The sequence below is a fragment of the Halobacterium sp. MBLA0001 genome (assembly GCF_049705385.1).
In the GTDB taxonomy this organism is placed as follows: domain Archaea; phylum Halobacteriota; class Halobacteria; order Halobacteriales; family Halobacteriaceae; genus Halobacterium; species Halobacterium salinarum.
Window position 1 is genome coordinate 29,535 of sequence record NZ_JBNAMQ010000004.1, and the last position, 15,392, is coordinate 44,926.

Annotated in this window: 11 protein-coding genes and 3 pseudogenes; 8 read left to right on the top strand and 6 right to left on the bottom strand. The window is 56.3% G+C overall.

The window, feature by feature from the left end; all coding sequences use genetic code 11:
* Positions 1–22 precede the first annotated feature (22 nt).
* Positions 23–676: a hypothetical protein gene (locus tag ACOZ32_RS00520; RefSeq protein WP_424334790.1), complete on the bottom strand. Its 654-nt coding sequence runs from the start codon at positions 674–676 to the stop codon at positions 23–25.
* 561 nt (positions 677–1,237) lie between these two features.
* Between ACOZ32_RS00520 and ACOZ32_RS00525 the strand changes: the two genes are divergently transcribed.
* From ACOZ32_RS00525 to ACOZ32_RS00540, 4 genes are all read left to right on the top strand, one after another.
* A complete protein-coding gene (locus tag ACOZ32_RS00525; RefSeq protein ID WP_424334791.1) occupies positions 1,238–2,614 on the top strand; it encodes a site-specific integrase in 1,377 nt (458 codons plus the stop codon).
* 245 nt (positions 2,615–2,859) lie between these two features.
* Entirely contained in the window at positions 2,860–3,444 is a 585-nt protein-coding gene (locus ACOZ32_RS00530) for a DUF7342 family protein (protein WP_424334792.1), read from the top strand.
* On the top strand, positions 3,444–3,929 hold the full coding sequence (locus tag ACOZ32_RS00535; protein ID WP_424334793.1) for a hypothetical protein: 486 nt from the start codon (positions 3,444–3,446) through the stop codon (positions 3,927–3,929). Before ACOZ32_RS00530 ends, ACOZ32_RS00535 begins: the two co-directional genes overlap by 1 nt.
* A 177-nt stretch (positions 3,930–4,106) precedes the next feature.
* Positions 4,107–5,441, top strand: coding sequence for an IS4-like element ISH32 family transposase (locus ACOZ32_RS00540; protein ID WP_012289608.1), 1,335 nt, complete (start codon positions 4,107–4,109; stop codon positions 5,439–5,441).
* 354 nt (positions 5,442–5,795) lie between these two features.
* Here the strand turns inward: ACOZ32_RS00540 and ACOZ32_RS00545 are convergent, their stop codons facing one another.
* The 3 genes from ACOZ32_RS00545 to ACOZ32_RS00555 all read right to left on the bottom strand — a co-directional run bounded on the left by ACOZ32_RS00545 (position 5,796) and on the right by ACOZ32_RS00555 (position 8,655).
* A complete protein-coding gene (locus tag ACOZ32_RS00545; RefSeq protein ID WP_188872922.1) occupies positions 5,796–7,205 on the bottom strand; it encodes an ATP-binding protein in 1,410 nt (469 codons plus the stop codon).
* 125 nt (positions 7,206–7,330) lie between these two features.
* Entirely contained in the window at positions 7,331–7,705 is a 375-nt protein-coding gene (locus ACOZ32_RS00550; protein ID WP_188872923.1) for a hypothetical protein, read from the bottom strand.
* Positions 7,702–8,655, bottom strand: a complete 954-nt coding sequence (locus ACOZ32_RS00555; RefSeq protein WP_188872924.1) for a ParA family protein — start codon at positions 8,653–8,655, stop codon at positions 7,702–7,704. The genes ACOZ32_RS00550 and ACOZ32_RS00555 overlap by 4 nt, the downstream gene beginning before the upstream one ends.
* A gap of 508 nt (positions 8,656–9,163) precedes the next feature.
* On the opposite strand from ACOZ32_RS00555, the gene ACOZ32_RS00560 reads away from it, so the two are divergent.
* Positions 9,164–10,507 (top strand): IS4 family transposase, encoded by a 1,344-nt coding sequence (locus ACOZ32_RS00560; RefSeq protein ID WP_382217744.1) that lies wholly within the window; start codon positions 9,164–9,166, stop codon positions 10,505–10,507.
* Positions 10,508–10,661: 154 nt separating this feature from the next.
* Here ACOZ32_RS00560 and ACOZ32_RS00565 read toward each other — a convergent pair.
* A pseudogene (locus ACOZ32_RS00565) lies at positions 10,662–10,817 on the bottom strand (IS701 family transposase); the annotation flags it as partial.
* Between the two features lie 242 nt (positions 10,818–11,059).
* On the opposite strand from ACOZ32_RS00565, the gene ACOZ32_RS00570 reads away from it, so the two are divergent.
* Positions 11,060–12,166 carry an IS630 family transposase gene (locus ACOZ32_RS00570; RefSeq protein WP_211086653.1) on the top strand — a complete coding sequence of 369 codons (1,107 nt, stop codon included), beginning with the start codon at positions 11,060–11,062 and terminating at the stop codon, positions 12,164–12,166.
* Between the two features lie 5 nt (positions 12,167–12,171).
* On the opposite strand, the pseudogene ACOZ32_RS00575 reads toward ACOZ32_RS00570, so the two are convergent.
* Positions 12,172–13,152, bottom strand: a pseudogene (locus tag ACOZ32_RS00575) (IS701 family transposase); the annotation flags it as partial.
* A gap of 114 nt (positions 13,153–13,266) precedes the next feature.
* Between ACOZ32_RS00575 and ACOZ32_RS00580 the strand changes: the two are divergent.
* On the top strand, positions 13,267–13,437 hold the full coding sequence (locus tag ACOZ32_RS00580; protein WP_424334756.1) for a hypothetical protein: 171 nt from the start codon (positions 13,267–13,269) through the stop codon (positions 13,435–13,437).
* 692 nt (positions 13,438–14,129) lie between these two features.
* Positions 14,130–15,392: pseudogene (locus tag ACOZ32_RS00585) on the top strand (plasmid replication protein RepH); the annotation flags it as partial.

Below are 15,392 nucleotides of genomic sequence, written 5' to 3' on the forward strand. Positions count from 1 at the left end.
TTCACAACATTCAACGTTCACGTTACTCCCCAGATTCAGCTCCCTTCCCGACAAACACACCGGGAAACCCTCCGGACGACTCGGCCAATTCTTCGAGATCGTCCCCACCAATTTTCCCGGCCCGAACTAGCGCCCCGACCTCGGCGTCGGTCAATTCCGCACCATCCTCGAAACGCTGATACAGCGCTTCGATATTGGGATCGTACTCAACCGAGATGGACACGTCCGCGTCGGTCGCCCGACCACCCGACTCAGAAAATTGGCCGACGGTCGCCCCCTGGAGGATGCCGTGCTCGAGACATGTCTCGAACCGATGCCGATCGCCCTCTACCCCGAGATACGCAAACGCGACCATTGACGCAAGGGCATCGTCGGTTTCCTCCTGCCCAAGCTCCACAAAGACCTTCTCCCGCTCCTCGGGTTCGAGGAGAACGCTCAGTAACGCGAAGTCCTTGAGCCCGTTCACGACCCGTTCGCGGATGGCCTGCCGTCGGTTCGCATCCGTCTGGGGTTGGGCGTACTCTTTGTGGCCGCAGAGATACTCCCGGTCGGTCGGAGACAGGATCCCGCGGGGTCGGTCTTCGGGCGTGAGAATCGGCCCTAACTCCCGGTCATCGTCGACGTCCTCGACGCCGGTGAACAGTTGGTCGCCAGGGATGTCCCGGTCATCAGTCATGGTTAGTCAATTACTGCCTAAATCTATATTCTTTTTCACCCATTACTACTTTGCCATACCGGGACGATCTATTACCTGGACAGAGAACATGGCGACAATAACATCCGCGACCGGCCATCAAGGTGCTCGCACGCCACGTCGATCCCCGGTGGTCGATACTGGCCGAGGAGAGACAGAGAACGACCAGATAACTGGCCGTCGGAATAATTGGCCAGGCACGGGCTACAAGGTGCTATTCCGAAGAATTCGACTCAGCCACGACTCTGAGAAGACCTCGTTCACCGACCATCGACGACCGGGTGTCCTTCACCAACCCCCGGCCAACACACCGACCAATTACGCGGGGTACCCCGGGCGATCTCTCGTCGAAACCCGTGACCCGACTATTCGGGGAAATTCGACTACGAGAACACAGAGAGTACATCGAACCCGGCACCTGACGTCCCGGCCAATTCCGGACACCAATGGTCGGTGCTACCGACCATTAACGTCATTCCGTCCCGGCCACTGGCCCATTGGACCCGGTAACCGAGTCCCCCAACGTACGGAGTTGGTCGACGAATGACCGACCCAAACGACGGTTTCGACGAATCCGACCGGCCCGACGAAACCCCGGAGAACCCCGACCAACCCACGACCGATCCCGACCAACACGAGAACGACGCAGAGAACCCGACTCGGGAGGTCCGGACTGACGGCGGGGAAGTAGTCACGGACCCGGGCCAGCATGCCCACCAAACGCCACAGCCCCACGGCCCCGAGACGCCAGCTCCTGGGATGGTTGGTCAGTCCCAAGATACCCACACCAACACTGCCCGTCCAACCGAAAGTACCAACAGCCAGACCGACTGCTCGCCGACCAATATCGGCGGGCCGGACACTGATTCGGAGACGGCCAATTCCTCGAACCGCGACCAACTGTTCTCCGGGGCCGTGGCGGTCGACGATGTCGTCGAGTTCTACCTCGACACCAACCCCTGGGACGTCCAACCAAACACCGTTACAGCCTACAGAAACCGACTCAAGTACTTCCAGGAGTTCTGCGCGAAACACGGCATCGAGGACCTCGGGACCGTCCAGCCCAAGACACTCGACGAGTTCCAGAACTACCTTCACAAAGAGTCCTCACTTGAGGCAACGTCGTCGATTAAGGGCTGTCTGGCTGCCCTCCGGAAGTTCCTCAAGTACTGCGAGCATCGGGGCGTGTTTGACCACGGGTTCCACAAGCTCGTCATCCTCCCGACGGTCTCCAAACACGAGGGCCAGGACGAGCGCTGGCTGGCCCGAGAGAGCGCCGGGGAGATCGTCGACCACCTGGAGACCTACCGACCCTTCACCAAGGCACACGTCGTCTGGGCCATCCTCGCGGAGACCGGGATCCGACAGTCCACGCTCTACGCGTTGGACCTCGACGACTACGACGCCGAGGAGCGTTACCTCACAGTCGTCAACCGAGAGGAGACCGGGACGAGACTGAAGAACGGCTACGATGCCGAGCGCGAACTCAGCATTTCCGAGGATGCCGCATTGGCCATCGACGGCTACATCCAGGAGAACCGGAACGCCGTCACCGACGACCACGGACGTGAGCCACTCGTGACGACGCGGAACGGCCGACTCCAGAAGAGCACGATCCGCCAGTACGTCTACGCCTGGACTCGGCCGTGTGCCACCGGCCAGGACTGTCCGGTCGGCGAGGATCCAGACACGTGCGACGCCGCCCAAACGAATAACGCCGCCTACGACTGTCCGGAATCTCTCTCACCGCACCCTGTCCGTCGAGGCTACATCACCCATCTCCGGGCCAACGGTGTCCCCACCGAGGACGTGATCTCGAAGCGGTGTGACGCCAACCCAGACACGATCGAACGGTGGTACGACATGAGTACCGAGTCTGACCGACGCGAAGCCCGGCGGGAGTACGTCGAGGACCTCTAGCCGCGTTTCGCCTGTAGATATCCCGATGTTCTCGTTGGAGCTGTGGACAGCTGGGAGACGTTCGTGTTGGCAAACAGCGATCCCTCAATCGGAGAGTGCGGTACGCTTGGACAGTTGCTTCGGCAGGACTCCCTCCCGTAGTCGATCCCCCTGCATCTTCCAAACGACGAGAAGATACCTACCCTAGAACCAGTAACAGAGGCCCTCTCCAAAGGACTATATTACTCCCCTCCGTAGCGAGTGATATGACCGAGCCAACACCCCCGGACGACTTCGAAGACATCAACGAGGCTGTCGAAGCGGAGTGGAAAGCGGAGACCATGCCGTCCGAGCGCGTCCGAGCGGTTATCGCCCACACGTACACGCACGTCACCGCCGAAACCGTCGCCGACGACGCGAAAACGACGCCGAAGACAGCGCGCAAACACCTGAACACACTCGCCGACGAGGGGTTCGTCACGACAGCGACCGGCGAGAACGGGGGGACAGTCTATCGCCGCTCGGCAGAATCGCTGGTCGTCGAACAGGCCGCGGACATCCTCGACCATGTCTCGACGGACGAACTCCTCACACGCATCGAGGAGATGCGAGCGCAACTCCGCGAGTATCGATCGACGTATGATGTGGATTCGCCAGAAGACCTGGCCGTCGAGGGAGCGAATCGAACACTATCGAACGACGACGAACGAGAGATCGACGTTGGAACGCTTCGAGAGTGGCAGACTTTGCGCCGAAATCTCGCGTTCGCGAACGCCGCTCTCTCGATTGCGAACGCCGAGCGGTTCGTCGACGGCGAGGATCGACGGAGCGACGAGACCGCCCTCGCGTAATGGACGACACCGAATCACCTGAACCCGACGAGAACCACGCGCTCCAAGGGGCAACTGACCGAGCGGCACTCGTCACGATCCGTGATATCATCACGGAGATCGAACCCCTCGCGACGCCCCACCTTGACGACTACCTCCATCCCTCCGTTCTTGAAGTCACGCTCGCTGACGGTATCGGGGACGCCAAGAGCGCCCGTATCGATATCGTCTGGACAACACAGGACAACTACAAGTTCCACTATACGGACTCGGCAGGTGTGAATCTCCGCTGGGGAAAACATCCCCACAACGGCGACTATCCCGTACCCGACCTCGAACACTACCATCCACCACCCGATGCGAGCTCCACCCCCGATGACGTCGAAGCCTCCTGTATCGAACAGACGCCCGAAGAACTAGTGGCGCGTGCCGTGTTCAAGTTGTGGCGTGTCGGGTATCACGCCGACTCGTACGACCGATTGAACGACGGACGAAATCCACCGTGACGCCAAAATCGACCGGTTTTGAGCGGGTGACGATATCGCTATACTCAGTACATCACAAAGCCGGTTAGTTGAGACGTCTGCTTGCTGAAGGTGTGTCTAATACCCATCCGTTCTAGTTTAGCAGAGTGTACCGTCGTCTGATTAGATATCGTTGTAACTACCAGTCAGAGAAATCCGGTGGATAGTGTGACTTACTCCCCACCGGATTCAGTGATTGTTGATCGGATTCAAAGAGCGTTTCCCTCCGATGAGTTGCGCGAGCGCGCTCGCGCAACGAATCTCGTCGAGCGTGAACGGAAATTCGACGCTGTTGCGCTGTTCTACACGCTTTCACTTGGCTTCGCTGCTGGGTCAGACCGATCTGTACAGGCTTTTCTCGAACGATTCGTCGAAATGTCCGACTGCGATGAACTCTCCTATGCAACCTTCCACGGGTGGTTCTCTCCACCGTTCGTTGCACTCCTTCGAGAGATTCTCGATGATGCCATCGAGAATCTCGATACCAGAAATGCCGACCTTAGCGGACGTCTCGAACGCTTTCGAGACGTCCTCATTGCCGATGGGAGCATTGTTTCTCTCTATCAAGACGCCGCGGATGTGTACGCTGCGACCGGTGACGATCAGGCCGGTCTGAAACTTCACCTAACAGAATCACTCTCAACTGGCCTTCCAACACGGTACCGAACAACTGACGCTAAAACCCAAGAACGGAGCCAGCTACCCACCGGCGAGTGGGTAGCTGGCGCACTTGTCTTGCTCGATCTCGGTTTCTACGACTTCTGGTTGTTCGACCGCATCGACCAGAATAACGGCTGGTTCGTCTCCCGTGTGAAAGACGACGCAAACTTCGAGATCGTCGAAGAGCTCCGGACGTGGCGGGGGAACAGTATCCCGCTCGAAGGAGAGTCGCTGCAGGACGTCCTTGACGACCTGCAGCGACAGGAAATCGATGTTCGCATCACCCTCTCGTTCGAGCGAAAGCGAGGGTCGTGCACCAGCACGACCCGAACGTTCCGACTGGTCGGTGTTTGGAACGAGGATACTGAAGAGTACCATCTCTATTTGACAAATCTCTCGAAAGACGACTATAGTGCGCCCGATATCGCACAGCTCTATCGGGCGCGCTGGGAAATAGAATTATTGTTCAAAGAACTGAAATCACGCTTCGGACTTGACGAAATCAACACGACCGATCCGTACATCATCGAAGCTCTGGTCATCATGGCCGCAATCTCACTGCTGATGAGCCGTGTTATCGTCGATGAACTCCGGAAACTGGACGTGAAACAACGGGAAAGCGCCGACGACGCCACAGCGTCGTCGCCGCAACTTCCTCGTCGACGATGTTCTCACGCTGTCGAACGCCATTCACACCTGATTCAGTTGTACGTGATGCTCGATTTAGGGTACGAACTTCCGGATTTAGATGAGTTGTTGCTGTGGGCTTCACGTGATCCAAATCCGCATCGACCGCGGTTACGTGAGCAGGTTGAGTCAGGCGAGTTCTGGTAACGAACTCGCCTGACGACCGGGGAAGCACCTGTGTCGATAGCGGCAGCGCTGGAACGGCGACGCACTCACGGCTGTGAGTGCGCCGCCTCGAAGGTATCACACAACAAATCAGCGACTGCCTGCTCCAGCGAACCCAGTCTCCTGAGCTAATCCGCCTCAATTCGGTATAGTCTCCGCTGAGATCCTGCTTCACTCCGTCACTAAACTAGAACAGATGGCTGGCGAGCAGATTATGAGTCGGCTCGTGAGCGGGTGACTCCCAAGGTCTCAAAATCGGGGTCACTTGACTCCCACTCAGAGTTCGCTATTCAACACAGCACTGAACTCTACTATAGTAGCAATTCACTTCGATCGCTACTCCGTGATCAGTCCGACGACGTCATTGACGGTCAACAGGTGAAGATCGTCCCGTTCCGATTCGGCTTCCTTGACTGCGGACGAGAATCCAGACCGACTGAATAGCGCATACGTGTACTCTGGGTCACCACCGCTGTCTGGATGCCAGTCTACTTTTGGGGCTTCAGATTCGAGTCGACTGAGGACGTCATATCCAACCGCGTCCTGTTGGAATTTTGCCTCACCGACGAGGAGTGTCGCTCCATTCGTCGGCGCAACGATGTCGATCTCGCTTCCGCTCCCATCCCACCAGTTCCCGGGCTCCTCTACGAAACGATACTCGTCACCGAATGCGTATAAGACAGCACGCTGGCATAACTGTTCGAACGTCCCACTGACGAAGTCTGGCAGTTCTGGGTCGATGAGGTCGATATAAGCGTCCTCACCATATACCTCGTACCGCGCTGTCCGCCCATAGACGAATCTGAACCAGAACCGGAATAATGGATCTGTAATCGTATACCGGCCTTTCCGGCTTCGATCTGGGTCGACGGTGACCGGGTAGTCTCGTTCAATAATGCGCAAGTCATTCAGTCGGTTGAGATAATAGCCGACACTACTATTACTGATTCCGGCACCCTGGGCGACTTCGTTCTTGACTCGGTTTCCTTCCGCAAGCGACTTTAATATCGCAAAATACCGGTCAACTTCGTCCAGTTCTCGGTGGAGCACGTTTTCAGGCTCCTCGTGGAGCCCTCCATCACGCCGTAACAGCGTTCTCGTGACGTTCTCCTCAAGTGTCTCGTGATCTTCGACGGCTCGCAAATACTCTGGCGTCCCGCCGAAGACACCGTAGGTCATCACCTGTTCAACGGGGGAATAATCAGCGAAAAACGACATCGCCGCCTCAAAGTGAAGTGGGCCAACTTCGATTTCCCCGTTCGGGTTCTTGGCGACGCGACCGTACAACGGCGCTGTTCCTTCAAGCGCATACTCATGCATCATTCCGATAGCGGACCCGGTCAGCACGAAGGTCGTTGCAGTTTTCTCAGCGGTATGGTCCCAGACGCGCTGCAAGATCGATGGGAGTGCGTCCGTTTGCTCAACAAGATACGGAAACTCGTCGACGATGATGACTGCATCCTGCTCGGCAAGAAATTCGAAGAGCGGTTCCCACTCTTCACGGATCCGCGTGATCCCTGGATACACCTCGGCAGCGTCGTTGATGAACGAGGAAATCTGCTGGTCTGCAGTCCCTCTAGTCGCCTGGTAGTAGACGGCGTCGTTGCGGTCTCGGATCGACTCGATTGCGAGCGTCGTTTTCCCCATTCGCCGTCGTCCCCAAACTACCGCCAGTGCTGCCGTATCGCTCTCGTAGAGTTTCTCGAGGCGTTTCAGTTCCCGTTTCCGGTTTACAAATCCAGTCATGGTGCTCACTTTGAGGGGGGCACGTAAAACTGTTCCTCTAAAGGAGTTTGAACTAACTTAGTTTAGACTAACGTATCTTCGGCACCCATAAACGAGTTCTTGATGCTGTAGTATTCCAATATCAGTTAGTTATCGGGGTCAAGCCCGCGTCCTTCCATAATTAACTCTCCGAGGCGCTCGGGATTCTCGATAGCCATTCGATAGAGCGCATCATGGATTTCGCGCGTCTCAACATTCTTGACGCCTCGTGTGACGAGAAACGGCTGCACCTCGGCCGTATCAATCTGCTGGAATTTTTCGAGAATATCCTCGCGCGGGTACGTTGAATACTGACGAACGTCTTCCGTTCCAAATGGTGGCTCTTCCTTCGGATCCACCACTTCCTCGCTAGTGGTGTCCTCTACTGACGGTTCTGTCTGCTCCACGTCTTCGACTGACTCCTGGTCGGCCGGATCGTCGTCTGCATCTTCTGCGCTTTCCCCAAGGTCAAATCCACTCATGCCTGAATCCCTCCATTCTCGACGATATCAGCAAGCGTTTCGAAATGTGCTAACTGCGCGTTCTCTGGGTTGTACGCTGTCAGCGGCTGGCGTTCCTCGTAGGCGTCCCCGAACTCGCCGGAATGCCGAATCCCTGGCTTGAGATGGAGATCACCGTTATCGATCTGTTCCCACTGGTCGGGCGTAATTCGTGCGAACGGCGGGATGTGTTCGTCCAGAACTGTCTCAACGTCGACGCCGTCATGAAGTTCGGGCTGGCTGCCCGTCCAGTCGGCACGGCGGCCAGCTTCAAGGTAGGCAGCAAAGGTAGGGTCAGTGTTCATCGCCTCAAGCAGGTTGCGATCCTTCGTCCGCTGGTCGATTCGCTGTGAGAGATTGTTCGGTATAGTCGCTAGAATCTCGAAATCGAAGGCTTGCCGAATATCCATCACGAGCTTCTTTGAGGTTTCTCGCAGGCCGTTCAACGCTTCTGGAGCCGGCATAAGCGGGAGAATCGCATTTGGTGCGCCGACGACAGCGTTGTTTACGAGCTTGTTTCGCGAACCCGGGACGTCAAAGAGGATATAATCGTAGTCATTTCCAAGCAATGGGTCGACGAGCTCGTTTTTGAGTTTCATATCGCTCGCGAACACGTCGTCGCGGGCGAGATCGTCATTGACGCGTTCAAGGTTAAGTGCGGGAACGAAGTCGAAGCCGTAACCAGGATGCTTGATTATTTGTTGAGGGTCGGTTTCATTGAGGAGGACGTCTCCGAGGTCGGCTTTATCTTCGTCTTCGCGCGTATAGTAGCCAAGTCCGGTGGAGAGGTGGCCTGCTGGGTCAAGGTCTGCGACGAGGACGTTGTGACCTCGGTTGCCGAGAACGCCGCCAAGCGTGTTCGCACAGATTGATTTGCCGAATCCACCTTTGAGCATCGCAAATGATACGGCGCGTGGTGTTGGCCCGTTCATCGTGATAATTTCTATAATTCACACCATCTTAAAACCTTGCGCGACCTTGAGAGATTGTATAATTTCTATAAAGTATAAGATGTAGAGGAGAGATGTGGATGTTGAATCCAGTATATGCATTTCGGGAATTTTGTAAACCATGCAGATTTTAGAATTTTTGTAGTTTCCAAGATTTTCAAAAATTATAGGAATTTCTAAGATGCTACGATGATTAGAGCGGAAGATGGTGGCTCACAGAAGACCGATATATCGGACAAGGGTTGCCTGATACGAGGGAGTGAGGTACCACGGGTGGGGTGGGCCGTGGCTTCGCCGTAGTCTCTGGCACGAGGGCGCGACACAGGCCCGGCGCACCGCGTCGTATCCCGGAATGGGGTGCGCGGGTTTTGCGAGGCTGATAACGTGGGTTCCATCTCACAGCATCCGTTCTAGTTTAGTGGAGAAATACCACGCTATCTGCTGATTGGAGACCGTCGCAACTACCTGTCTGAGAAACCCGGTGGGAGTTATGCCCTACTCACCACCGGATTCGGTGATTGTTGAGCGGATTCAAAGAGCGTTTCCCTCTGACGAGTTGCGCGAGCGCGCTCGCGCAACGAGTCTCGTTGAACGTGAGCGGAAGTTCGACATCGTTGCACTGTTCTACACGCTCTCGTTCGGTTTCGCTGCTGGATCAGACCGCTCTCTCCAGGCGTTTCTCGAACGCTACGTCGAAATGGCTGACTGCGACGAACTCTCTTATGCGGCGTTCCACGACTGGTTCGAACCAGGATTTGTCGCCTTGCTTCGAGAGATTCTCGATGACGCCATCGAGAATCTCGACACCGGACGAGCCGACTTGAACGGGCGTCTCGAACGCTTTCGAGACGTCCTCATTGCCGACGCAACCATCGTTTCGCTGTACCAAGACGCCGCTGATATCTACACAGCAACCGGCGACGATCAAGCCGAGCTGAAACTCCACCTCACCGAATCTCTCTCAACTGGCCTTCCGACACGATTCCGCACAACCGACGGAACAACTCACGAACGGAGTCAGCTACCCACCGGCGAGTGGGTAGCTGACGCCCTCATCCTCCTTGATTTAGGCTTCTACGATTTCTGGTTGTTCGACCGAATCGACCAGAACGGCGGCTGGTTCGTCTCGCGTGTCAAGGACAACGCGAACTTCGAGATCGTCGAAGAACTGCGAACGTGGCGGGGCAACAGTATCCCGCTGGAAGGAGAGTCGCTGCAGGCCGTCCTTGACGACCTGCAGCGACAGGAAATCGACATCCGCATCACGCTCTCATTCGAGCGCAAACGAGGGTCGGGCGCCAGCGCGACCCGGACGTTCCGGTTGGTCGGCCTACGTAACGAGGAGAGCGAAGAGTACCATCTCTACTTGACGAATCTCGGTAAAGACGACTATAGCGCGCCCGATATCGCGCAGCTCTATCGGGCGCGCTGGGAGGTCGAACTGCTGTTCAAGGAGTTGAAGTCGCGGTTCGGCTTGGACGAAATCAACACGACCGACGCCTACATCATCGAGGCGCTGATCATCATGGCGGCGATTTCGTTGATGATGAGTCGTGTAATCGTAGATGAGTTGCGGACGCTCGAAGCAAGACAGCAAGAGGCCGAAGCCGCCGCAGACGCCGACTCGTCGGCGTCGCGGCTCCCTCGCCGTCGCTGTTCGCTAGCCGTCGAACGCCACGCTCATCTGATCCAACTGTATCTCATGATCGAGTTAGGCTACGAACTGCCGGATTTGGACGACCTGTTGCTGTGGGCGTCACAAAATCCAAATCCACACAGAGATCGGTTACGTGAACGGGTTGAACGAGGTGAGTTCGGCTTTGACCGCCACTAAACTAGAACGAATGCATCTCACAGTAGGGCGTCCAGATAGTTGAAAACAGGGACGCAGCCGAGCCCACGCGCTTCACCCCCGCCCCACCGTGGGCGGGGAACTCCCGCTGTCTCTCCTTCAGATTAAGTATAGTGCCCAAACCCGTCTTACTAACTCAGCTTTGCACGTTAGCGTCGGCGGTTGAGTGAACGAAGAGGTGGTCGATCTCTTCCATGAGGTCATCGACGCCACGATCATCGTTGTCTCGAACCCACGAGAGGAGATTGTACACGGTTTCTTTCAGGGAGTGTTCGAGGTTCGCTCGAAGCGATTAGTAGTTCACAGAAGTTTTGGGTACTCCACGTGCCAGAGATAAGGTAGAAATCCGTTCTTCGACTGAGTCCTCATCCCGGTTCACCCAGAAGTTTCGTTGATCACTAGACGCTTTCGAGCGAACCGTCCCCAAGGCGCTCGACTCAGGATCAAGACGAACGAGACTGTAGGCAGCCATCAGAAGGTGCCAGTGCATAGTGGTTCACAGAAGATTTAGGTGTATTCTGAGTTGGTAGGGCAATGACAGGACGAGAGAAAGAGATCGTCCGTCACCTCAGTGAGGACGATCTCGACCGCTTGCTCACACAGACAGATGACGAGAAGGTGAGTAAGCGACTCATCTTCATCAAACGGCTGTACAAGGGCGCATCACTCGAAGATGCAGCCGACGATGTCGGGATGTCCCAATCAACCGGGAGTCGCTGGGCCAGGCTCTGGAATAAGGGCGGTCTCGGACTTCTGACCCCGAGCTTCGGGGGCGGGCGGCCCCCGAAGCTCGACGAGGAACAACGAGAGCGGCTCCTTGACCTGCTCGAAGAGGGCGAACCCTGGAAGAAGCAGGAGATTCAGCACCTCATCAACGAAGAGTTCGATGTCGAGTACCATCCGAACTATCTGCCGCGACTCCTGTCTGATCTCGGCCTCTCGTACGCGATTCCGCGTACCGAGAGGCCAGACCGGCCAGAGAACGCCGACGAAATCCTCGACGAACGCGTTGCCGACGCGTTCGCCGAGGATGAGAAAAACGAGCCCCACAACAAACAGCCAGAAGACGACGAAGATGAAGACTGGACGGTTGATGACGATATCCGGACAGATGGCGGCACGACAGTCGGTTTCTTCGATATCTCGCATCCGCAACCGTGGGACAATTCTCAGCGGCTCTACACAGTGAACGAGCCGACGATTACCCGGCCGCTGGTGAAAATCGATACACCAGCGGCCGGGTTCTATGCGCTCAACGGCGAGAGTGTTCTCCAATTCCCGCCGAATCAGGAGAAAGAGCAGATCTGTGCGTGTCTCGAAGCGATCCGCGAGCAGAATCCGGGCGAGCGGATTCTGCTCGTCTTGGATAACTTCTCGTCACACATCTGTGCGTACACGCGCAAACGCGCCCACGAACTCGGGATCGACCTCATCTTTCTGCCTGTGGGCTCGCCGCATCTCAACCCGATTGAACCCGTCTGGAAGAGTCTCAAATGGGAGTCTTCGCCCCTGATCGTGGAGGGCGCGGCCGAATACCGCGCCCTCCTCGATGAGATCTTCACGAAGCTGACCGACCAGCTGAGTTTCGCAGGCTCGTGGATCGAAAATCACCTCGACGGATTCATTCAGAAGTTGCGTTAGTCACTACGACTGGCACCTTCATCGGTCTGCATCTCGCAGTCTCCTAGGCCGAGATCCTGCTTCGAGTCCTCGAAGAACGTCTCGATGCGCCATCGCATTCCGTAGGAGCGAATCACGTGCTCGGTCGGGGCGTCGATTTTGTTCGTAGCGAGGTACTTGACCGGGTTCTCTTCGTCTTCGTCGGTCTCCTTCTCGGCGATGACCAGCTTCACGTCTCCCAGCTGGGAGACGGGAAGCTTCTTCGTCCAGATGTGGTAGGTGTCGTCATCGACATCGCGCTCAACCGTGTCGATGCGCTCTGCAAGCGCATCGACGCGGATCTCTTCGCCACCATAGGTCACCTGTCGATTGCTCCGGAGCGGGCCGATCCAGTCCTTGTCGTAGGATTCGATGTGTTCGGGAAGGCCAGAGTCGTGAGCGAACCACGAGTCGAAGAGGTAGGTGTCCGCAGGCACACCTACCTCTTCTTCGAGTTCGGTAACGATCTCTCGGGCTAGATCGTATTTGGTATCGTGGTCATCGTCCTCGTCGTCTTGCTGTTCGTAGAGGCGGAAAGTGAGCGGATAGGCGGTTTTGTCGTCAGCGTAGAACGCGTAGATGAGGTCTTGGCCCCAGACAGTGTCGCCTTCAGCGTGATCGTAGAAGCGGCCGACGCCGGGGACTTCGTCCCCGGCTTTCTCGGTGATGGTGTCGTCGAGGATGATGTAGCCATCCTGTGACCAGCGCGTTTCACCGTGTTTCTGAAGCTCTTCGAGGCGTTCGTGGTTGAACTCCTGTTCGTCCCAGTCGTACTCGGTGAGGAACTTGTTGAGAGCGCGTTTCCCCTGAGCTGGAAGGACTTCGCGTGCGATACCCGCCACGGTCTTGTTGCTGGCCGCAACAAGACCGGTGGCGTAGGTTTTCGCATGATGACGTTGTGCTGGTGACAGCGACTCGAACTCGTCGAACACGCGCGTACACGACAAGAAGTCCGTAATCGGCATCATCCGTCCTTGCCACCGCCTACGTCACGCTCCTACTTCAACGTGCAAAGCTGAGTTACTAAGTAGAACTCAATCCTACACAGTAATACTATATGTGAGGGGAGCTTACAGACTCATATGAGCGATTCAGAATCGGTCACAACTACAGTTACAGCTGGCCCCCCGAAATACCAGGTGACAATTCCAAAGGAAGTGCGCCAAGGTCTGGACTTAGAAGGGGAAAGAGCCCTACTCGAAATTAATGTTAGTCTTGTAAAGATCCTTGACGAGAAAGGAGGTGGCAAGTAGAACTGTCACTAACCACGGTGAAGAACCAGGGGCGGGCCAACGCCCCCAGAATTGGACTCCCAGTGGGCCAGGGTGTCCGTGATCAGTTCTTCGCCACCGAGCGCATTAGGAGTTTCGTCCCCCGACGCGACTCGGAAGTAAATCCTCGTGGAAAGACTGATCTGAAGTCTACAAACACTGGAAACCCCACCCCATTACACAATCATTTAAGTCGGTCCGACTCACAAGACGAAGCAACAGCTAGGAAAACGCAACTCACCAGAAGAAGCGGGTGCCTGAACACCTCCTGCTTCTTCCCGAACCGGCTTAAGCGTTTGCCTTCGGAGAGCCGCTGCTCTGTCCCTCTCGCCACTAAGCCGGCAGGTCGAGCTTGTCCCAGCTACCCAGAGAGATGCACATCCAAAACCAGGACCACCGCGATAGAAAGCGTCCCCAGTAACTCCACCACTACGCTATAGTCATGACTCACAAGCACAGTTTCAAACGACAATCCGGGTCCGAAGTTTCCAGGCCTCGTCCCGGATGTCGTTTTGAAGTATCACCGCAGCGGACCAGCAGAGCCGGTCCTCGCCGTGGACGGAGCGGTATTATCGGGACGCTCCTGTTCATAGTGTGGACGCGAGGGTTCAAATTGGTTTCGGGACTCTCGCATTCTCCGGCTTCCACGCAGTCCGCACCTCTCTACGGACTGCATGCACACGCCTAATCAACAACAAGGAATCCGGAAGATCGTTCCAGGAGAGAATCTCTCTACTGCTGGAATCACCATCACCGAGGTCACCCCACAGGTGACGGAGTGGATGCCTGATCTCCTCGATAATCTGCTCTCAAGTAGTGTTGAGTCAGTTCGAGAATTCATCCACGAAGAAAACCCCGGAGTACTCGCGCACGGACGATACAACACCGTCCTTCGTCGTCTTCAGAAGGATACCCTGGGGTTCGACCACCAGAGATGGCAATTCACAACGGATCGTTGGAGTGATGCAGAAGCTGAAGCGGTCGAGTACGTGAATTCGCTCGTCGAGTTCGGGGTCAAGTACCACGATGTAGACGAAGACGACCTTGACGAACTCTCAGGTTATCACCGGCAGCGATACAAGTCACTCAAAGACGCCCTCAACACGATCAGTACCGGGCGTGGCCCGCTTAATGCTGGACTCGAAGCCCTTGCCAAAGGACCTGTTCGACTCCACAGTGAGCTCGATGATACTCCTCAACCCATCACACTCGTACTTGATGGGGAGTCGTGGTCAACACTCGATGACCGAGGAACAGGAGTTCGAGCGCTTGCAACTATCGCAGTTCTCGGCTCCGCATTCGACGTCCGCCTAGTTATTTCACCAGCGTTAGACGCCGCGATTGAGCGACGATATCCAGACTGGTACGACGCCCATCTCCGTCTTACTGGTACCCGTGAGACGTCCACTACAGACTTAGCAGATGACGACGGGCAACCATCGCCGGACCAGCTCAAGGCGGCGTGGGAAGCAATACAGGGCCTCCCAGAAGAATCAGGGCGGCTGCGTCTACTGGGGAACCTCCCTGTTGACGGAACCCGAGACTATCGTGATCTCAAGCAGGATGACGAAATCGACGTGGAATCCGGGACTGTTGGCCGCTATATCCTAGATCTAGAAGAGTTAGGGCTCGTGGACATTGACCGTCGTGGACAATACAACAGCGCATCCCTCACGGACTTAGGACAGGTTGCTGTTGAGCAGTACGTCACCACGAACTACAGAGTGATTCACCCGGCTCAATCGACGTTGGAGACGCATCTTACGCCGACCCCTCAGCCCCAAGCAGGTACAGTGTATCCCGCGCAGATGAACACGAGGGAGGGGGATCAACCTGGGACAGCAGAGGGTTGGTTAGCTGCAACAGGTACTCCTAGTGAAGGAGCTGACTACGTGCAGTGGCTGAATGGGCCATCTGGTGTCCTCGATGCCTGGGGC